At 45.3% G+C, this 21,175-nt stretch carries 18 protein-coding genes; 6 read left to right on the forward strand and 12 right to left on the reverse strand.

The annotated features are described in order from the left end of the window. Nucleotides 1-32: 32 nt before the first annotated feature. Nucleotides 33-1,118 (reverse strand): chorismate synthase, encoded by a 1,086-nt coding sequence (aroC, locus tag L1076_RS07355; RefSeq protein WP_005433120.1) that lies wholly within the window; start codon nt 1,116-1,118, stop codon nt 33-35. Between the two features lie 224 nt (nt 1,119-1,342). Next, the gene (gene prmB, locus L1076_RS07360) at nt 1,343-2,275 is read right to left on the reverse strand and encodes a 50S ribosomal protein L3 N(5)-glutamine methyltransferase (RefSeq protein ID WP_038871350.1); all 933 of its coding nucleotides are present in this window, start codon (nt 2,273-2,275) and stop codon (nt 1,343-1,345) included. A 61-nt stretch (nt 2,276-2,336) separates the two neighbouring features. On the opposite strand from prmB, the gene smrB reads away from it, so the two are divergent. Further along, on the forward strand, nt 2,337-2,867 hold the full coding sequence (gene smrB, locus L1076_RS07365) for an endonuclease SmrB (protein ID WP_038871353.1): 531 nt from the start codon (nt 2,337-2,339) through the stop codon (nt 2,865-2,867). A 102-nt stretch (nt 2,868-2,969) separates the two neighbouring features. On the opposite strand, the gene sixA is transcribed toward smrB, so the two are convergent. Beyond that, nucleotides 2,970-3,434, reverse strand: coding sequence for a phosphohistidine phosphatase SixA (gene sixA, locus L1076_RS07370; RefSeq protein ID WP_038871355.1), 465 nt, complete (start codon nt 3,432-3,434; stop codon nt 2,970-2,972). 376 nt (nt 3,435-3,810) lie between these two features. On the opposite strand from sixA, the gene L1076_RS07375 reads away from it, so the two are divergent. Next, entirely contained in the window at nt 3,811-6,588 is a 2,778-nt protein-coding gene (locus L1076_RS07375; RefSeq protein WP_237303457.1) for an insulinase family protein, read from the forward strand. 69 nt (nt 6,589-6,657) lie between these two features. Here L1076_RS07375 and fadJ read toward each other — a convergent pair whose 3' ends face one another. Further along, nucleotides 6,658-8,772, reverse strand: a complete 2,115-nt coding sequence (gene fadJ / locus L1076_RS07380; RefSeq protein ID WP_104036816.1) for a fatty acid oxidation complex subunit alpha FadJ — start codon at nt 8,770-8,772, stop codon at nt 6,658-6,660. After that, entirely contained in the window at nt 8,772-10,079 is a 1,308-nt protein-coding gene (gene fadI, locus L1076_RS07385; RefSeq protein WP_039974172.1) for an acetyl-CoA C-acyltransferase FadI, read from the reverse strand. Before fadI ends, fadJ begins: the two co-directional genes overlap by 1 nt. 612 nt (nt 10,080-10,691) lie before the next feature. Between fadI and L1076_RS07390 the strand changes: the two genes are divergently transcribed. The 4 genes from L1076_RS07390 (at nt 10,692) to L1076_RS07405 (ending at nt 15,178) form a co-directional block, all read left to right on the forward strand. Continuing rightward, nucleotides 10,692-11,285, forward strand: a complete 594-nt coding sequence (locus L1076_RS07390) for a sigma-70 family RNA polymerase sigma factor (protein ID WP_042603324.1) — start codon at nt 10,692-10,694, stop codon at nt 11,283-11,285. After that, nucleotides 11,278-12,012 carry a DUF3379 domain-containing protein gene (locus L1076_RS07395; RefSeq protein WP_039974173.1) on the forward strand — a complete coding sequence of 245 codons (735 nt, stop codon included), beginning with the start codon at nt 11,278-11,280 and terminating at the stop codon, nt 12,010-12,012. Before L1076_RS07390 ends, L1076_RS07395 begins: the two co-directional genes overlap by 8 nt. 298 nt (nt 12,013-12,310) lie before the next feature. After that, nucleotides 12,311-13,579, forward strand: coding sequence for an outer membrane protein transport protein (locus L1076_RS07400; protein WP_042603322.1), 1,269 nt, complete (start codon nt 12,311-12,313; stop codon nt 13,577-13,579). Nucleotides 13,580-13,888: 309 nt separating this feature from the next. Continuing rightward, nucleotides 13,889-15,178, forward strand: a complete 1,290-nt coding sequence (locus L1076_RS07405) for an outer membrane protein transport protein (RefSeq protein WP_237303458.1) — start codon at nt 13,889-13,891, stop codon at nt 15,176-15,178. A 90-nt stretch (nt 15,179-15,268) separates the two neighbouring features. On the opposite strand, the gene L1076_RS07410 is transcribed toward L1076_RS07405, so the two are convergent. From L1076_RS07410 to ccmD, 7 genes are all read right to left on the reverse strand, one after another. Continuing rightward, a complete protein-coding gene (locus L1076_RS07410; RefSeq protein ID WP_038871377.1) occupies nt 15,269-16,048 on the reverse strand; it encodes a VacJ family lipoprotein in 780 nt (259 codons plus the stop codon). Between the two features lie 204 nt (nt 16,049-16,252). Continuing rightward, the gene (ccmI, locus tag L1076_RS07415) at nt 16,253-17,470 is read right to left on the reverse strand and encodes a c-type cytochrome biogenesis protein CcmI (protein WP_045405687.1); all 1,218 of its coding nucleotides are present in this window, start codon (nt 17,468-17,470) and stop codon (nt 16,253-16,255) included. After that, complete coding sequence (locus L1076_RS07420; RefSeq protein ID WP_038882176.1) at nt 17,470-17,955, reverse strand: cytochrome c-type biogenesis protein; 486 nt, start codon at nt 17,953-17,955, stop codon at nt 17,470-17,472. The genes ccmI and L1076_RS07420 overlap by 1 nt, the downstream gene beginning before the upstream one ends. Beyond that, entirely contained in the window at nt 17,952-18,506 is a 555-nt protein-coding gene (locus L1076_RS07425; protein ID WP_010449576.1) for a DsbE family thiol:disulfide interchange protein, read from the reverse strand. Before L1076_RS07425 ends, L1076_RS07420 begins: the two co-directional genes overlap by 4 nt. A gap of 1 nt (nt 18,507) precedes the next feature. Further along, on the reverse strand, nt 18,508-20,490 hold the full coding sequence (locus L1076_RS07430) for a heme lyase CcmF/NrfE family subunit (protein WP_038882174.1): 1,983 nt from the start codon (nt 20,488-20,490) through the stop codon (nt 18,508-18,510). Continuing rightward, nucleotides 20,487-20,972: a cytochrome c maturation protein CcmE gene (gene ccmE, locus L1076_RS07435; protein WP_038864807.1), complete on the reverse strand. Its 486-nt coding sequence runs from the start codon at nt 20,970-20,972 to the stop codon at nt 20,487-20,489. Before ccmE ends, L1076_RS07430 begins: the two co-directional genes overlap by 4 nt. Continuing rightward, nucleotides 20,969-21,175, reverse strand: coding sequence for a heme exporter protein CcmD (ccmD, locus tag L1076_RS07440; RefSeq protein WP_038864808.1), 207 nt, complete (start codon nt 21,173-21,175; stop codon nt 20,969-20,971). Before ccmD ends, ccmE begins: the two co-directional genes overlap by 4 nt.

Below are 21,175 nucleotides of genomic sequence, written 5' to 3' on the forward strand. Positions count from 1 at the left end.
CTTTTGCATTTCTATCGAGTTAAGTTTCAAACTTAAATCTTTGGAGTCTCGGTTTGTACGCCATGGTTTTGACCACGATGACGTAGCAAGTGATCCATAACGACAATAGCCAGCATCGCTTCTGCGATAGGCACGGCGCGGATACCAACACATGGGTCATGACGACCTTTAGTGATCAACTGAGTTGGTTCACCTTCTTTAGTGATGGTTTCACCTGGAACCGTAATGCTTGACGTTGGTTTAAGCGCGATGTTTGCAACAATCTCTTGGCCGGTAGAGATACCGCCAAGAATGCCGCCTGCGTGGTTGCTGCCGAAGCCTTCTGGAGAAAGCGTATCACGATGCTCGCTGCCTTTTTGGTTTACCACGTCAAAACCGTCGCCGATTTCCACGCCTTTCACCGCATTGATGCTCATTAGTGCGTGTGCGATGTCTGCATCTAAACGATCAAATACAGGCTCACCAAGACCAACAGGCACGTTGGTTGCCACAACCTGAATTTTTGCGCCAATGGAGTCGCCTTCTTTTTTCAGGTCACGGATAAGTTGGTCAAATGCTTCTACTTTGTCTGCATCTGGGCAGAAGAACGCATTATTTTCGATTTCATTCCAATCCACTTTATCGATTGAAACGTCACCCATTTGCGACAAGTAAGCACGGATTTCTACACCGAACTCGTCTTTCAGGTATTTCTTAGCGATTGCACCAGCCGCCACACGCATTGCCGTTTCACGAGCAGACGAACGGCCGCCACCTCGATAATCGCGCACACCGTATTTTTGGTGGTAAGTGTAATCAGCATGTCCTGGACGGAACTTGTCTTTAATGTCTGAGTAGTCTTTAGAACGCTGGTCAGTGTTCTCAATCATCAAACCAATTGAAGTACCTGTAGTTTGACCTTCAAATACGCCAGAAAGAATTTTTACTTCGTCCGGTTCACGACGCTGTGTGGTGTAACGTGATGTGCCAGGACGGCGACGGTCGAGATCCGTTTGCAGATCTGCCTCAGTGATTTCCAAACCTGGAGGGCATCCGTCTACGATACATCCTAGTGCGATACCGTGACTTTCCCCGAATGTCGTCACTCGGAAATGTTGTCCGATACTGTTTCCTGCCATTACTTCCTCAAATTATTGTCGCCACGCTCGAACTGTGGGAGCGCAACTGCTTATCAATTCTTCGTGAATTCATAGTGGCGGTATTACGTTTTGATGTAAAGCCCGTTTTGGCGGAAAAAACAAATCAGCCTGAATTTTCAAGCTCACTGCGAAGCGGATAAAAAAACACCGAGCACTGGGCTCGGTGTTTTCATTGTTTGTTCGACTGGTTTGCTTAGACAGACTTAGTCTTTGTACAGTTTGAACTCTTCTGCACATTCAACTAACTGATCACGTGTTAGCATGAATACGCCGTGACCGCCGTTCTCGAACTCGACCCAAGTAAATGGGATCTGAGGGTACTGTTCCATCATGTGAACCATCGAGTTACCGACTTCACAAATAAGAATACCGTTTTCTGTTAGGTAGTCTGGAGCGTTGGCAAGAATACGACGAACCAGTTTTAGACCGTCAGTACCCGCGGCTAGACCTAGCTCAGGCTCGTGCGTGAACTCGTCTGGTAGGCTGTTCATGTCTTCTTCGTCCACGTAAGGTGGGTTAGACACGATCAGGTTGTACTTCTCTTTTGGCAGATCACGGAACAAATCTGAACGGATTGGGAACACTTGCTGCTCCATACCGTGATCTTGTACGTTTTGTTCAGCCACTTGTAGAGCGTCTGTAGAGATGTCGATCGCGTCGACTTCTGCTTCAGGGAAAGCGTGCGCACAAGCAATCGCGATACAACCAGAACCCGTACATAGGTCCATGATGCGAGTTGGCTCTTCCACCAACCAAGGTTGGAATTCCGCTTGAATCAATTCACCGATTGGAGAACGTGGCACAAGTACACGCTCATCAACAAAGAACTCAAGACCGCAGAACCATGCTTTGTTCGTTAGGTATGCAGTTGGTGTACGCTCGTTGATGCGTTTTACTACGCGCTCAACAATACGTAGACGCTCGCTTGTCGTTAGGCGAGAGTTCAATACATGCGGAGGCACATCAATCGGCAAGTATAATGTCGGCAGGATAAGCTGAACCGCTTCATCCCACGCATTATCAGTACCATGACCGTAAAACAAGTTAGCGGCGTTAAAGCGGCTGACCGTCCAACGAATCATATCTTGAAGGGTATGCAGTTCCGATACCGCCTCTTCTACAAAAATCTTATCCAAAATTGCCTCCGAAAAGCGCTACAATACTGCCATAAATTGTAAAAATGAAATTGTTTACCTAATGAGCAAAAAAGACACCGAACACGATGACGATTTCGCCTTGTTTAAGGATGCAGTACAGGGCGTAAAAAAGTTGCGACAGGATACCATAATCCAGCAACCAAAAAAAAATACTAAGCAAAAAGAAATCACGCGCTCAAACCGTGAAGCGAGTGATTCTGAGTTTTACTTTTCCGATGAGTTTGTCCCGCTCTTAAATGCGGATGGACCAACTCGTTACGCGCGTGATGATGTCTCAACTTATGAAGTGAAACGTCTGCGCCGTGGTGTGTACGTACCTGATGTCTTCCTAGACATGCATGGTATGACCCAACTGGAAGCTAAGCGAGAGCTCGGTGCGATGATCGCTTACTGTGTCAAAAACGAAATCCACTGTGCGTGTGTTCAACACGGCATTGGTAAGCACATCTTGAAGCAGAAAGCACCGCTGTGGCTTGCTCAACACCCAGACGTGATGGCATTCCACCAAGCGCCTTTAGAGTTTGGCGGAGACGGTGCGCTACTGGTATTACTGTCTATTCCAGAGAAATAAACCACCGACTTCGAAAATGTTTCGCTGACGAACAAGAACGACAAAGGCAGGTTAACCCTGCCTTTTTGTTTTTCTCGAGTCGTGATCCCGAGAGCGAGTGTTCTATGGCGTGATATGCCACAACACTTCACCGCGTTGTGTTTGCGGATCGTATTCAATGCACACCAAGCCAGATGTTGGGAACATCGGTGGTGTCATGTCTTTCACAAACTCAGAAGTGAGATACCCCACCAGCGGTAAGTGCGACACAAACAGAAGTGATTCTAACTTCTCAACCTCAATCAATGCATTGGCAAAATCAAATACATGGTCCGATTGACCGTATGGCGTGATGTCTTCACAAGTCTCAATACTTTTCGCCGAGAAATGGACGCTGATCTCTTGCCATGTTTGTTGCGCTCGGATGTATGGACTGACTAGCACTTTATCGAATTGAGCAAAACCTTGCTCTTTACATGCTCGGGCAACTGCTTCCGATTCAGTTCTGCCTCTTTGGGTCAGTTGTCTTTCTGCATCGGTATCCGCGAAATGTTCCGCTTCACCGTGACGCAAGATAAATATTTTCATGTTATTTCCTAGGGATAGCTAACGCTACCAAAAGGTTGACTGCTATCTTTATACGGATAGCAGGCTAACTTTAATAATGTCGAAACAAAAATACTGATATAATTATCGGTTCATTATACCAATTCGCTTGCTAAAGATAGCGACTTTCTTAACAATCTATTAAAAAGAATAGACTCAGTTCATCACATTCTACGATGAAGTTATGAACTCAGTGCATTCCTTCAAATAGCTCGAACCCCATAGCATTGGCTATTGGGCTTATGCAGTACTCTTACGAATAACAAAAATACGGCAAGCAGTATTTGTCGAAGCGCAAACTTTGCGCAGCCCCATTCGGGGTTCATCATTACTGTAATGCGAAATCTGGAGACGCATCGTGCACTTAAGTCCAAACGATTCAAATCAATACCGCTACATTACCTTGAGTAATGCACTGCGCGTGTTGCTGATCCACTCCGACACCGCTCAACAGTCGGCAGCAGCCTTGGCAGTAAATGTTGGACACTTTGATGACCCAAATGATCGTCAAGGTCTGGCACACTACCTAGAACACATGCTTTTTTTGGGAACGGAAAAATACCCTAAAGTTGGCGAGTTTCAAAGTTATATTAGTCAACACGGTGGCACAAATAACGCTTGGACGGGAACAGAGCATACTTGTTTCTTCTTTGACGTCACCCCCACAGCGTTTGAAACCGCGCTTGACCGTTTCAGCCAATTCTTCACCGCACCGTTGTTTAATGAAGAAGCGTTAGACAAAGAGCGCCAAGCTGTCGACTCCGAATACAAGCTCAAACTGAACGACGATTCTCGCCGTCTATATCAAGTAAACAAAGAGGTCATCAACCCTGATCATCCGTTTTCTAAGTTCTCTGTCGGCAACTTGGAAACCCTCGGCGATCGCGATGGCAAATCGATTCGCGACGAGATAGTCGAGTTTCACCACTCGCAATATTCCGCTGATTTGATGACATTGACCTTGTTTGGTCCTCAATCTCTTGATGAACAGCAAGCTTGGGTAGAAACCATGTTTGCTGACATTCCAAATCATCAATTACACGGAAAATCGATTGATGTACCTATAGGTAACGAAGACAGCACCGGCATTTTGGTTCAAGTCGAACCGATTAAAGAATTTCGTAAACTGATCTTAACCTTCCCGATGCCAGGGATGGATGTGCATTACGGCGCGAAACCCCTCTCCTACTTTGCGCATTTGTTGGGTTATGAAGGCGAAGGCAGTTTGATGCTAGAGCTGAAAAATAAAGGTTGGATTACATCCTTATCTGCCGGAGGAGGTGCAAGCGGCAGCAATTACCGAGACTTCACAGTCAGCTGCACATTGACCCAAGATGGCTTGGATTATGTCGATAACATCATTCAAGCCGTATTCCAGTACCTGTCTATGATCAAACAAGATGGGATGGATGAATGGCGTTACCTTGAAAAACAAGCAGTGCTGGAGTCTGCCTTCCGCTTTCAAGAGCCATCTCGTCCGATGGATTTGGTCAGCCACCTTGTGATCAACATGCAGCACTATCAGCCGGAAGACACGGTTTACGGTGACTACAAAATGACAGGGTATGATGAAGAGCTACAACGCTCTTTATTGCACTACCTCAACATCGAAAATGTTCGTGTGACTCTAATTGCCAAAGGATTAGAGTACAACCAAACCGCAGAATGGTATTTCACGCCCTACTCAGTGCATCCATTCAACGATGAACAACGTCGTTTATATCAACAAATCGATCCTAGTTGGCAATTCGTTCTCCCAGAAAAGAACCCATACATTTGCTACGAGCTCGATCCAAAACCGTTTGAAAATGGTGGCTCATTGCCAGAATTAGTGGAAGATGTCGAAGGCTTCCGTTTATGGCATTTGCAAGATGACGAATTCCGAGTGCCAAAAGGCGTCGTGTATGTCGCTATCGACAGCTCGCACGCCGTCGCTTCACCGAAAAACATCGTGAAAACACGCCTATGTGTTGAGATGTTCCTTGATTCATTAGCGAAAGAGACCTATCAAGCTGAAATCGCAGGTATGGGTTACAACATGTACGCTCACCAAGGTGGTGTTACTCTGACGCTATCAGGTTTTAGCGAGAAATTACCTCAGCTGTTAGAAATGATTCTACATCGCTTCGCGGCACGTGAGTTCAGCCCTGCTCGATTCGAAACCATCAAACAACAACTATTACGTAATTGGCGAAATTCATCTCAGGACCGCCCTATTTCGCAGCTATTCAATGCACTGACTGGTCTTCTTCAACCCAACAATCCGCCTTTCGCAACACTCGTTGAAGCGCTGGAAGAAATAGAAGTGGATGAACTGTCGGTGTTTGTTGAATCAATTTTGGCCGAGTTGCATGTAGAAATGTTCGTTTACGGCGACTGGCAGCGTCAGCACGCAAAAGAGATGGCAACAACGTTGAAAGATGCCCTTAGAGTAAAAGAACAACGCTACGAAGAGGCACTCCGCCCGTTGGTCATGCTTGGCGAAAATGGTAGTTTCCAACGTGAAGTCCACTGTAATCAGCAAGATTCCGCGGTGGTGATTTATCACCAATGTGAAGATATCGAGCCACGCAATATCGCCTTGTATACACTGGCTAACCATCTGATGTCGGCGACCTTCTTCCATGAAATCCGCACCAAGCAGCAACTTGGCTATATGGTCGGTACGGGAAATATGCCTCTCAATCGCCATCCAGGTATTGTGCTGTACGTTCAGTCTCCAAATGCCGCTCCCGCTGAATTGGTCACATCAATTGATGAGTTTTTGAACGCTTTCTACATGGTATTGCTAGAGCTAAATGAATACCAGTGGCACAGCAGCAAGCGAGGCTTATGGAATCAAATAGCAACGCCCGACACAACATTGCGTGGTAGAGCTCAGCGCTTGTGGGTCGCTATTGGCAACAAAGACACGGATTTCAATCAACGTGAAAAGGTACTAGAAGAGCTTAAAGGGCTTACTCGTACCGATATGATCCGCTTTGTTGTCAACGAGTTAAAACCGCGTACAGCAAACCGTTTGGTCATGCACTCGCAAGGTATAGCACACGCAGATGCTCCCCGAGTTAATCTTGGTTTAGAAATTGGATCGATTGAAGAGTTTCAATTACGACCAAAAGATTGTGGTTTGGGTTAATCAGATTTAACGAGCAAAATTAGAAAAGGCTTGCGCAGTGCAAGCCTTTTTATTACCTAAATAGACAGATTAGTCGTAGAAATTACGATTTTCACCGGCACGAGTTAACAGCCCATCGCATGGCGCGTAACGATCACCATATTTCGATGCAAACTCGTTCATTTTCTCAACCAGTTCTTTCAAACCAAATTGATCCATGTAACGGAATGGGCCACCTAAGAATGGTGGGAATCCAATACCGAAGATCGCGCCGATATCACCATCACGTGGCGAGCGGATGATCCCGTCATCCAAACAACGAACAGCTTCGTTCAACATTGGCAGCACACAGCGCAAAGCAATGTCGTTGTCGCTCAGTTTTGATTCAGGCGTTAAGTTCAGCAGTTTGTACACTGACTTATCGACTTCCTTCTTCTTACCTTTATAGGTATAGAAACCTTTACCACTCTTACGACCTTTACGACCGTCGTTCAGTAGTGTTTCGAATACGTCTGGGCCTTTAAATCGCTCGCCCAATTCGTTAACCAAGATTGGCATGATCTTCGCGCCAATATCGACACCAACTTCATCAAGCAAAGTAATTGGGCCAACCGGGAAACCAAAATCGAGTAGTGCATTGTCCAGTTGTTCGATTGGCTCATTTGCCAACAAGATATGTGCGGCTTCATTCATGTAAGGTGCAAGAATACGGTTTACGTAAAAGCCTGCTTTATCTTTCACAACGATTGGCGTTTTACCTTGTTTCTTCGCAAGCGCAACCACGGTAGAAATGGTTTCATCCGACGTCGTCTCGTGAGGAATCACTTCCACCAGCGGCATTTTCTCTACCGGGCTGAAATAGTGTAAACCGACGATGTTTTCCGGACGCTCTGCTTTTTCCGCAATTTTGTGAATCGGCAAAGAAGACGTATTGGTCGCAAAAATAGTGTCTAGTTTCGCATTCGCTTCAATATCCGCAACCATCGTCTGTTTAAGGTCAAGATCTTCAAACACAGCTTCAATTACTACATCAATATGGTTGAAGCTTGTAAAATCAATACCGCCAGACAGTTGCAGCATCTTCGCTTGCAGACCCGCTTTCGAGATAATACGGCGTTTACGTTGCTTATCAAACAACTTGTAGTTGTAGTTCAATGCGTTAAGCACACCGTCGTTACTAACATCTTTAATACGCACTGGCACTTTTGCTTTGGCGACGGAAACGTGGCTAATACCCGCCCCCATCAAACCACCACCAAGTACACCAACTCGACCGACCGATGCGGGCTCAGCCTCTGTACCATTCTCTTTCTTCATTTCAGTGGTAGCAAAGAAAATAGAGCGTAATGCTTTTGATTCAGAGCTCATCACCAATTCGCTAAAGCGCTTTGCTTCAAGTTCTTGGCCTTGAGCAAAACCTTTCTCAAGACCGTGTTGAATAACTTCTAGGATAGCCACGGTTGCAGGGTAGTTACCACGCGTTTTTTCATTAGTTTTTTTCGCTGCTTGCTCAAACACAAACTTACGACCTAAGCCGCTGCCCGACATCAATTTCTCTTTGGTCGATTGCTTTTGTTTGCCTTTCTTCTTGCCTTTTTCGACATGCATCTTCGCGACATCAAGCAAGACAGTCTCTGGCACACATGCGTCAACCACACCCAATTTTTTCGCTTTCTTCGCACGCAGTTGTTTGCCTGTAAGGATTAAATCTAACGAGGGCAACAGACCAATTAAACGAGGAAGACGTTGAGTACCACCAGAACCAGGCAGCAAACCAAGTTGCACTTCAGGCAAACCAAGACGCGTTTTATCGGAATCAGTACACACTCGGTAGTCACACGCGAGAGCAAGCTCTAAACCGCCACCCAGACATGGACCATGAATCGCTGCGACAACCGGATAAGGCAGCTCAGACAGCTGCTGGAACAAGTCTTGACCTTGCTTGGCTAAGGCTTCAGCTTCACTTGCCGTCGTGCACGCTTCGAGCATGCGTACATCGGCACCCGCAACAAAGTTATCTGGTTTTAAGGAATGGATGATCATCCCTTTTATGCCGTTGGTGTCTTTCAGTTGAGCGAAAATCTCTTTCATCTCGTCTGCAAACGCCGCTTGCAGCGTGTTCATTTTCTCGTTTGGCACATCGATGGCTAGCCAAGCAATGTTCTGCTCATCAATCTTTAGACTAAATGCTTTTTGCTCGCTCATTACTCAACCTCCAAAATCATTGCTGCACCAAGACCACCTGCGGCACACGCAGTATTCAACGCAAGACCACCACCACGACGTTTCAGCTCACGTAACGTTTGTGTCATCATACGAGCGCCAGTCGCAGCAAATGGGTGACCGTAAGCAATTGAACCGCCAAGGACATTGAATTTGTCCATGTCGATCTCGCCAATCGCTTTCGAGCGACCTAGGTTCTCTTGGGCAAATTTATCAGAAGCAAACATCTTCACATTTGCAAGTGCTTGAGCAGCAAACGCTTCATGCATATCAATAAGCGTGAGGTCTGAAAGTTCCAATCCGGTATTTTCTAATACTTTCGATGTCGCGTAAGTTGGCCCCATCAACATATCCATTTCGACGCCAATAGCCGAGAATGCATAACCGCGAATGTAGCCAAGAATTTCCATCCCAAGCTCTTTCGCTTTACCTTCACGCATTAGCATCACAGCGGCACCACCATCAGTTAATGGCGTACTGTTTGCGGCTGTTACACTACCGTATTGGCGGTCAAAAGCCGGACGCAATTTTGCGTAACCTTCTAATGTCGAATCATGACGAATGTTGTTATCTTCAGAGATCCACTTTTTGTATGGTTCAGGGAAAGCAGTCATCACTTCGTCTTGGATTTTGCCGTCTTTCCAAGCTTGCGAAGCTAGAGAATGAGAACGGTGCGCCAACGCATCTTGCTCTGCACGAGTAATGCCGTGTGACTTCGCCATTTGCTCGGCAGTCTGACCCATGGAAAGACCCGTCGAGTATTCAGCCACTGCCGGCGGCACTGGCATCAAATCTTTGAAGCTGAGTTTTTTAAGAATGTTGAGCTTTTGACCCAGCGTTTTGGTTTTGCTGAGCGCCAGTAAATTAGCAGCCAACGTTTTTGATACACCAATAGGCAATACAGAAGAAGAGTCCGCACCACCAGCAATCCCCACATCAATGCTGCCAGCCATAATACTTTCGGCAACATTGACAGCAGCTTGGAAGCTGGTCGCACATGCGCGAGTCACACTGTAAGCGTCGGTATGAATGTGCATACCCGTCCCCAATACGATTTCTCGTGCGATGTTTGGTGCTTCTGGCATTTGAACCACTTGTCCAAATACCACTTGTTCAATTAACTTAGGGTCGATATCTGTGCGAGCAAGCATTTCGCTCACTACCATTTTACCTAAATCGACCGCTGGCACCTGGCTGAACTCAGTGCTTTGACGAGCAAAGGGAGTTCGGAGCCCTGCGACAATAGCAACACGTTCACCATGGCGTGTTTTTACTTCCTGCTTGCCCATTGTTTCTCCTTAAATACAAGAGGTCTGACCTCATGCATTGTAATCAACTTGTTAAATTTATCAAACGTGCGTTTAAATAAACGTGAAGCGAGTAGATCTATTACTCTAGTTCATTGATTCTTATGCGATTAAGATTGCTTAACTATAGTGACTTAAAAAGAGAAGAAGTGTGCTGTGGGTAAAATTGAAGCAAAAAAAAACCACACAATATTGTGTGGTCGGAATATCTATAAAACAATTAACATACGCCAATTGTAAAATTAATCAGTTTCCTGATTAGGAGAAAGTAAAGTCAGCCTTCAAAAGGAAGTGTCATCTTGCTCAACATGTTAGTCGCAATGACTAACTAGATGACAAGATGTACTATAGCCCCTTCACTGTATGAGATTTTGAAATAGATCAATTTTTATGGTGATTTTATGGTTTCTTGCAGGAATAGGATTTGAAGACTGACCAAGTAGCCAACCAAATGAGGTAAAACGCCTCACTGACAACAATAAAAAATAAATTATCATCACTTCAAATAAGTGCTTGATCGTTGAAGACGTATATTGTGCTGCTGCTAAACTACAAAAAGTGTAGTCGGATCGATTATAAATATAAGCGGTATATATGACCTCACAGAGCAAGACGGAGGCTCCTGTGGCAATATTTAAAATGTTTGGAAAGAAAAATTCCGACAGTCCGGTCAACTCTGATATGGACAGACAAAGAAAATACGAAGCTCTTGTTCGGGGCTATCACAGAGACTTATATCGCTACGCATACTGGTTATGCAAGGAAAAGGCGGTTGCAGAAGATTTGGTTCAAGAAACCTGTCTGCGTGCGTGGAAGTCTCTCGATAGCCTTCAAGATGAAAAGGCTGCGAAATCTTGGCTTATTACCATTCTGAGACGAGAAAATGCGCGCCGCTTCGAACGCAAACAATTTGATTTGGTTGATATCGATGACTATGGCAATGATGCTAAAGTCAGCGATGACCCACATCATCAGCAGGAATGGCTACAAGCTCAAATAATGAAGCTTGATGTCGAATATCGTGAACCTTTGTTCCTCCAAGTTGTAGGCGGTTTCAGCGGAGAAGAAATCGGTAACATTTTGGAACTGAACAAAAACACGGTAATGACGCGCCTTTTCCGCGCCCGCAATCAACTAAAAGAGATGTTGGATTCTCAAGATACTCAGAGAGGACAAAAAAATGGATGATTTAGAATTTCGTCGTCGTATTTTGTCGGATCCAAAACAGAAGGATGAAGAGATTCTGCAAGCTTTAGCTGAGAACGACGCTAACAGTAAGTTTGTTGAAGACGTTTTGGACCTCGATCTAAAGATTAAGCAAGCCATGAATGTGGATGTGCCAGAAGATCTCGCCGACAAGATTTTGTTTAACCAAACATCAAATGTATTAGAAGATGAAAAGATAGTCAGACCTAATTTCGCTCGTAAAGCGATGGCTTTAGCGGCATCCGTTGCATTTACTGCTGGTTTACTTGTAGGTCAGATTAACTGGGGTAACGTTATTGTTTCTCCAGCGCAAGCAAGTCTGGCAGACACCGCAATGAAACACGTAGTGGCAGAAGAACCATTTGTCCGTAACATCGATGAAGATGTTTCGAATAAACAAGTCAACGCGAAAATGATGCCTTTCCATTACCAAATAAACGGTGATTTTCCATATCACGTTTACTACCTAAACCATTGTGGTTTTGGTGAGTCGAACAATGCGCTTCATGTCGTCTTCCAAGGTAAAGAAGGCAGAGTCACCATGTTTGTGACTGATGTGAAGAGTGACCAGAAAGTCGACTTTGATAAAGATGGTATGAGTGGTGTTGTGAAACCGGTGGGCAAAGCCAGTATGATTCTTGTTGGTAGCAATGGCGAAGATATCGATGCTATCGCAGCTAAGCTTGCTCCGATGATGGAACCTATGTAACAAGTTCCTTAATACCGCATCGATAAAACGTGAAAAGCCGCTAAATCTCGAAATTTAGCGGCTTTTTTCTTATAGATACCAATAAAAACATTCACCCCACCAATTAAGTTTAGAGTCAAAGCTCTAAATTATGCACTTTAGATGCAATTTCCCGACATTTAGACATCATTTCTGCAATTTTTATTCAAATTTATCCAATGGTCGGATTTGTATGGTCCACTCTTAATACTACTATCTGCGCCACTGAGCAAATGCTCAACTTATCGTCCAAAGAGACGAAACCCATAAGGAATAAAAAATGACTCAGAATACGCGTCTGTTTAAAAAGACTCTCCTAGCAGTGACGGTTGCAATGGCATCAGGTCAAGCAATGGCAGCTGGTTTCCAGCTAAACGCACAATCAGCGACTGGTATCGGTCGTGCATTCGCAGGTGATGCAGTAATTGCAGACAACGCATCTGTAATGGCTCGTAACCCAGCAGCAATGGCTCTATTTGATAAAATGGAACTGTCGCTTGGTTTTGAAAGCATTACTTCGATGATTGAAGTTAAAGATGCAAAGTATTGTGGTATTCAATGCCAAGCAACAAATGGCTTTATCAAGCCAACAGATTCTAACTATGACGACGCTGGCGACACTTCTATTGCACCAAATATCCACCTTATCGTGCCAGTTAACGACAAGTTTGCATGGGGTGTAAACGCATACTCAAACTTCGGTACTAAAACAGAGTTTGGTGATAGCTTCGTTGCAAAAGAATACGGTGGTCTTACTGACGTTAAAAGTGCAAACTTCGGCGTTGCAGGTTCTTACCGTCTAAACGACCAATGGAGCTTCGGTGCAGGCCTAGACCTAATTTACGGTCAAGGTACGATGAAACGTGAACATGGGATGCTTGGTACCCTTGTAGACGTTGATGAAGCAGATGGTTGGGCAGTAGGCTTTAACGTAGGTACAGTTTACGAGTTAAACGAAAACAACCGATTTGGCCTTTCGTACCGTTACAGCCCAGAAATGGAAGCCGAAGATGACAATGGCCAGAAAATTACTCTTCCTTTACCAGATATGGCTGAGTTCTCGGGTTACCACAAAATCACCGACACTAAGTTCGCCGTGCACTACTCTATCCAGTACATTGGCTGGGGTGCATTCGATCAAATTGAGTTCCGTAACTTAAAAGGCTCGCCTCTTGGTTCAAGCTACGATAAAGACTACCAATGGCAAGATGGTTGGCACTACTCTATCGGTGGTACGTACTACTTAAACAACGATTGGACACTGCGTACAGGTTACATGTATGACACCAGTGCTCAAGACTCACTGACTTCAGTGTCGGTTCCTGATTCTGATCGTCAATGGTTCTCAGCAGGCTTCACTTACCATATCGATAGTAAGTCAAATGTAGACTTTGGCTTTACCTACTTAATGGGTAAAGATGTGAAAGTTAATGAGTCAACGCCAAACCCAACATACCCTTCGGCTGGACCAGAAAATATTTCATCGCTTGCAGCAACAACACATGCAGATGCGATTCTATTCGGCTTACAATACAGCCGCAGCTTCTAAGCATTACGCATGAAACTAATATAAACACTCTCTATATAAAAGGCTGGAATTCCAGCCTTTTTTCTTATCTATCATTTACCCCTCACCTGATCTGAGCGCACACGTGTAACTAAATGCGGTTATTAGGACTCACAGTTGTTCGCTGAAACTTCTTCACAACGCCTTTACAGTTAGATAAATTAACTACATATTTAATCACCAATAGATAATTAACCTGAAAACACTGTTTTATTGGATTTTCATTTTTAAAGTAATAACTCTAGACGTAAACTTTCGCCCCACGTTATAAATAACTCAGCGAACATTACAATGAAAACCAACAAGACTCTCCTTTCAGCTGCAGTGGCATTCGGCCTATTAAGCACTTCAGGCGTTGCAAACGCAGCAGGTTTCCAACTTGCAGAATACTCTGCGACTGGCCTAGGTCGTGCATACGCTGGTGAAGCAGCGATGGCTGATAACGCAGGTGCACAGTGGCGTAACCCAGCAATGCTAATGTACCTAGAAGGCACACAAGTGTCTGTTGGCGCTATTTATGTAAACCCTAATATTGATGTTGATGGCACATCGACATTTGTAAATGGTTCTAATAAAGCAAGTTCACATGACTTTGCACACGATGCTGTTATCCCTAACTTCTACCTATCTCACCAGTACAACGACAAGTTTGCTATTGGTCTAGCCTTTGGCACTAACTACGGTATGGAAACAGACCTAGGTAAAGATTTTGCTGCAGCAAACTTTGGTAACCAAGCTAGCGTAACGTCGATGGAAGCGAACCTGAACGCGGCTTACAAACTAAATGAAGCGGTAAGCATTGGTGGTGGTATCCGTTACATCATCGCAGATGGTAGCATTGGCGCGGTAATGCCACCTCAGATGGGTTTAGTGAAACCGACTTTACCGGGTCAAACACTTAAATACATGGAAGGTGATGACACCGCTTGGGGTTGGCAAGTGGGTACTGCATGGCAGATCAATGATAACAACCGTATCGGTTTCGCATATAAATCAGCGGTAGATCTGACCCTAGAAGGTCACGCGAATGGTCTTGCGTTCAACCCAGTGAACCCTAACGCGAAAAAAGCAGGTTCAATGGACCTTACCTTGCCAGCGACAGCTGAACTAGCGAGCTTCCACCAACTAAATGACCAGTTAGCAGTACACGCAAGCATTAACTGGACAGATTGGAGCAGCTTTAAAGAGCTAGTGGCAGATTTCCCTGATTCATCTGATCTAATCAAATCGGAAAACTGGGAAGATAACTACCGCTTTGCTGTAGGTACGACTTACAAGCTTGACCAAAAATGGACATTGCGCTCAGGCGTTGCTTACGACATGTCTGCAGTTGATGACAAGTACCGTACAACAACAATTCCAGAGACTGACCGTCTATGGCTAAGTGTTGGTGCAGGCTATGAATGGTCTAGAAACCTAACTCTAGACGCTGGCTTTACTTACATCTTTGCGAAAGATGCGCCAATCAGCGAACCTCGTGATGCATCTGATAACGAAGCAGCCGTTTTCGGTGGTGCATTTGAAGGTGAGGTAACGGGCAACGTTTGGCTAATCGGTGTTCAAGCGAACTACAAGTTCTAATCTAAACGCTATTTATCGATAAAAGAAAGTTACCGATAAAAAGAAAGGCTTGGTTTTCACCAAGCCTTTTTGTTTTTCTGTAGAAAACGTTTAGAAGTCTTCTTCTAAGTACTCGTCCAAGTACGCTTCTTCGTCCTCATTCACTTCATCCGTATTGTTGATTTCTGCTTTGAAATCTTGACGCTGAAGATAAATATCACGCGTTAATACGTATGGATCTGGAGAGGCTTCTAACTGCGCTTCTTGTGGAACAATCAGTGCACGCTTTTCCATACCTTCCAATGCCCACTTACCAAGACCAGCCCAGAAGTTAAGGTAAGAAAGCGGCAAATACATACCATCTACCGTATCTGTTACTTCGCGCAACGTATATGGGCCGTAGCCAGGTACCATGAAGTAAGGACCATTTCCTACTCCATAATGACCCACCACACTACTGAACTCTTTGTTATCGTATTTGGTGATACCCGCCGCTGTCGCGATATCGAACAAGCCAAGTACACCAAAAGTCGAGTTAATCCAGAATCGGTTAAAGTGATCGACCGCTTTAGTGCCGTTTCCCATTACCAAATTGTTAACCACGCTTGCTGGCTCATCTAAGTTCGCCAAAAAGTTTGCGATACCTGAGCGAACTGGGACTGGCGTGTAGTCCACATACGCAAGAGAGATAGGACGAACCAAATACGGATCAAGGTAATCGTAGTTGATTTCCCACATCGCGCGGTTGAAGCCTTCTAACGGATCATAAACACCAGAAGTCGTTTGATTCGTTTCGTTTTCTTCTGTTGCCGCCTCTTCAGGCGCAGTCGAACAGCCAACCATTCCAACTGCAAACAACAACAAGAAGGTGGATTTACCCTTGTTATACATTCTGCGTTCCATAACGACGATTAATATACCTAAGCAACCTTAAAGATTGATGTACGCGATACTGCTCTTAAAAAGTCACTTGGGTATATAAATAAAGAAAGGCCAGCAAGCGCTGGCCTTCATCATTCTACTCGATAGTTGGTAGTCATACCACAAAAGCGATAGGACAATCACAAAGTGTCCACTATCAGAGACAGGATAGATTTATTGATACTGCTTATCAATCATCACATCCACTGGTTGACCAAATTCAACCGCGTCACTTTCGCCGTGCCAATCATGGTCACGAGTCGCTACGTTACCGTCAGAGTCGATACGAACACGTACCATCAGTTTCTCTAACGACGACAGCTTCTGCCCTTCCATCATCGCATTACCGTCGTCTAAAACCACGGTACGAGGGAAAGTCCCTAGTGGATAGCGCGCTGCTGCAACTGGCATTGGGGAGCCGTCTGCGCGGTGAATAGATACGATCAATACTGCATTTGGGTCCAATTGAGCTTCTGGAGCAACGTTAATCGTCACTGCCACGCTTTTATCTGGAGACACCGCCTCACCCATTTGCTTACGCGCACTTTCGATACTGCGACCTAGCATTTCGTAACGGCTATCCTCTGGACCAATCATCTGCTGCATGATGCCCCAGTATTTAATCGCTGCAGGGAAATCTTGGCGCTCAAACGCATCGAATGCCAACAGCGAGAATACACGTAGGTCGACATAGTCTTGCTGCATTAGCTTGCCAAGCAGAGAACGTGCTGTCGCTTGATCCATCTCGTCTTGAGACAGCATTAAAGCTTGAGCGTAACCGAGTTGTACATCAGGATCTTTCGGCTCCAGCTTGTACGCTTTCTCCATTGCATCAATCGAGGTTGTGACATCACGATTAGCCAGAGCGATACGACCAAGAAGCAGCCAACCTGTTGAATCATCTGGTTGGTAATGCAGACGCGTACGAAGTGCTAATGATAAGTCATCCATTTCATCTTCGCTTAAAGGCTCAGACGATGCTGACATCAACTTCTTCGAAAGTTCAGGTAGGTTTGACGTGACTTCCTGCCACTTAACAACGTCCTGAGAAGCACCAAACTTGTAGTAAAGACCGTAACTCAATACCACTGTTAAAATAACCGAAGGAATCAATACCGCCATTGGAGAAACTTTGGTTTCGCCTTGTGTTTTTTCACTTGGGATGTCATCCAGTAGCGACTGTTTCAAATCAGAGATCAACTCGTCTTGGCTCTCGACCAAGCCTTCATCGGTTTCTTCTTCAAGTTCAGAAAGTCGGTCTTTATAGAACGCTTTGTTTAGCTCGTCACGTAATACTTCATCGTTGTTTGCTTTTTGCTTTAGCAGTGGCAAAGCGACCAACACGCAAGCAATCAGCGTTAAAACAACGGTAGAAATCCAAAATAGTGTCATTACTTCTTATCTCCGTTGTTCTCTTCATCAAGTAGCGCTTTAAGACGAGCTTCTTTGTTCTCATCCCAATTTTCATCGCTATCTTGAACAGTTTTTACTTTGGCTTTACGGCTGCGAAGCACGATCAAACCAAAGCCACCTAAAACAACAGCAAATGGACCAAGCCAAAGAATCGCGGTTGCCATGGTAAACGGAGGGTTATAAGTCACAAAATTACCGTAACGGGCAATCATGTAGTCAACGATTTCATCTTTAGACTTACCGTCTTTGGTCATTTCATAAACCTTGTGACGCAGGTCTTGAGCAAGCTCTGCGTTTGAGTCAGAAATCGTGTTGTTCTGACATTTAGGGCAACGAAGCGTATGACCGAGCTCTTTGAACTGTTGTTCTTGCTCTAAGTTATCAAACTCATACACTTCGATTGCAGCGTGTGCTGCAAGCGAAAATGTCATCGCAGCGAGCGCCGCTAGAATAAACTTTTTCATTGCTTCGCCTCCTCAACCAATTTGGTATAAAGCGGCTCTAGGGTCTCAGCCCAGTTACGAGGGTTCACATCGCCAACATGACGGTAGCGAATCACACCATTGGCATCGATGATGAACGTTTCAGGAGCGCCGTAAACACCAAGGTCTAGGCCCAACATGCCGCTTCCATCAAACAAGCTGATTAGGTATGGATTACCAAGGTCGTTTAACCAACCAATCGCTTTATTACGATCATCTTTGTAGTTCATACCGATGATCTTCACGCCTTTGCCTGCAAGTTCGTTTAAGTATTTGTGCTCAGCGTAACAAGTTGGACACCAAGTCGCCCAAACGTTAAGCAACAGCGGCTCACCTTTAAAGATCGACTGGTCGTATTGCTTACCCGGTTCCGCTAAATCTTCTAGGTGGAACTCAGGTACTGGCTTACCTACCAGTACTGATTCCAATTTTGTTGGATCGTCACCGTCTTGGTTACGAACCAACTGAGTCGCGAAGATACCCGCCAAAACCATAAAAGCGACCAACGGGATAAATAAGACTTTCTTATTCATATTATGCTTCCTTTTCCGCTAGCTTTGACTTTCCGTCTTTCTTAGCCGTCTTGCGGAAGCGGTAACGTCTATCAGAGATAGCAAGCGCACCACCTAAAGACATGATCAATGAACCAGCCCAGATCCAACGAACGAATGGTTTGTAGTAAATACGTACTGCCCACGAACGGTTGTCGTCTAGACGCTCGCCCATCGCGATGTACAAATCACGAGTAATTCCGCGATCAATAGCCGCTTCAGTCATCATCGACTTCGCCGTGCGGTAGAAACGTTTTTCAGCGTGTAGCGTGTTCACGTACTTACCATCATTGGTGATTTCGAAGTCCGCGATGTAACCATCGTAGTTTGGACCATCTTTGTCACGTAGACCTGAGAAGTAGAAATCGTAACCGTAAATCTTGAAGTGCTCACCAGGCGCCAAACGTACGTCACGTTCGATGCTGTAGTTTTGCACCATCGCAATACCAATCACAGTAACGGCTAAACCAATGTGACCAAGCATCATTGCCCAGTGGCTGCGTTGCAATTTACGAACACCTTCACCAAAGCTGTGACGGTGCGTCGCACGCTCATACAATTCAAAGCAATGCATTGCAATGATCCAGATTGCCATTACCCAACCGATGTAAGCCATCACTGAGAAGAAGTCTGCGAACAGGAACACGCACACTGCCGCTAATGCGAAGGCAAGCACACCGGAAACAATCATCGGCTTAATAAGCTTAGATAGATTATCGCGCTTCCAGCGAATCATAGGACCAATACCTAACAGGAAGGCAAACGGCATCATCAACCATGCGAACAGCATGTCGAAGAATGGCGCACCAATAGATACTGAACCAAGACCAATTTGTTTGTGAACTAATGGCAGCAATGTACCAACTAGTACGACGACCAGTGCAGCAATCAGAAGCACGTTGTTCCCAAGTAGCGCGTTCTCACGCGAAACCAAATCAAAGTTACCGCGAACCCGAACCGCCGCCCCTTTCACTGCAAATAACAGGAGTGAACCACCAATGACGAAAACGAGGAAACCTAGGATAAACATACCGCGAGATGGGTCAGACGCGAATGCGTGTACCGACACCAGAATACCGGAACGAACCAAGAAGGTACCAAGCAAACTTAATGAGAATGCAGAAATTGCCAGTAATACTGTCCATGCTTTAAACGTACCGCGTTTTTCCGTCACCGCTAGAGAGTGCATGAGAGCCGTACCCGCTAGCCAAGGCATGAATGATGCGTTTTCTACTGGATCCCAGAACCACCAGCCACCCCAGCCAAGTTCGTAGTACGCCCACCAAGAGCCTAGTGCGATACCTAGTGTTAGGAAAACCCATGCAGCTGTAGTCCAAGGGCGAGACCAACGAGCCCAAGCCGTATCAAGACGGCCTGTCATTAGAGAAGCAATCGCAAACGAGAACGCAACCGAGAAGCCTACATAGCCCATGTAAAGCATTGGCGGGTGAACAATCAAACCCGGATCTTGAAGAAGTGGGTTCAGGTCACGACCATCAACAGGGAAGAATGGCAACGTACGTAGGAACGGGTTTGAAGTAAGAATGATGAACAGCAAGAAACCAACTGAAATCATGCCCATTACAGCAAGCACACGTGCAACCGATTCTTGTGGCATACCGCGGCTAAATGTCGCTACAGCCACAGTCCAACCAGCTTGGATAAGCACCCAAAGCAACAGTGAACCTTCGTGCGCGCCCCAAACTGCCGTTAGACGGTAGTACCAAGGTAGTAGGCTGTTTGAGTTACTTGCCACGTATTGCAACGTGAAATCATTGGTATAGAAACCCCAACATAAGATCACGAATGAGAAAAATAGCATGATGAACATCGACCAAGATAGCGGTCGTGCTGTATTCATCAGCATCGTGTTATTGTTTGATGCGCCCCATAACGGCAGTACGCTTAGCAGTACTGCCATCGCAAGCGATAAAATGAGGGCAAAGTGACCGATTTCAGCAATCATTGGTCGCTTCCTTGTTTTTGTTCAGTGGTGTACTGCAAAGGCTCATGGGTTTTCTTCATCGCTTCTGCAATTTCAGGTGGCATGTACTCTTCGTCGTGCTTCGCTAGCACTTCAAACGCTTCAACCGTTGTTGCATCTTTAAGTACGCCTTGAGCTACGATACCCTGACCTTCACGGAACAAGTCTGGAAGGATACCTTCATACACGATCGTCACTTTTGGACCCACGTCGTGTAGATCAAAACGCACTTTCAGAGAGTCTTGGTCGCGGCGAACTGAACCCACAACAACCATACCGCCGATACGCAAGCGTTGACCGACTTCCGGTTTCGTACCATCAGGCTTACCATTAACTAACTCTGTTGGAGTATAGAAAAGGTCCATATTTTGGTTAAGCGCATACAACATCAAACCAATGGTTGCACTGATGCCGATAAAGATAGCGAGGACAATGCCCAGCCTCTTTTTACGTCTCGGGTTCATAACGTGTTCTCCATATTCTTCGCCGCGTCGATACGCGCTTGGCGGTCAATTTTTGCTTGAACTTCTTTCAATAACGCATCCCCACGACGGACGCTTGAAATCAAAAGAATCAGCATAGACAAGAAAGTAATACCAAACGCGCTCCATACGTATGATGCGTAGCCACCCATGGCAAATAATTCGCTCAGAGATTCAAAATGCAT

The organism is Vibrio sp. MMG023 (genome assembly GCF_021654215.1).
GTDB classification, from domain to species: domain Bacteria; phylum Pseudomonadota; class Gammaproteobacteria; order Enterobacterales; family Vibrionaceae; genus Vibrio; species Vibrio jasicida.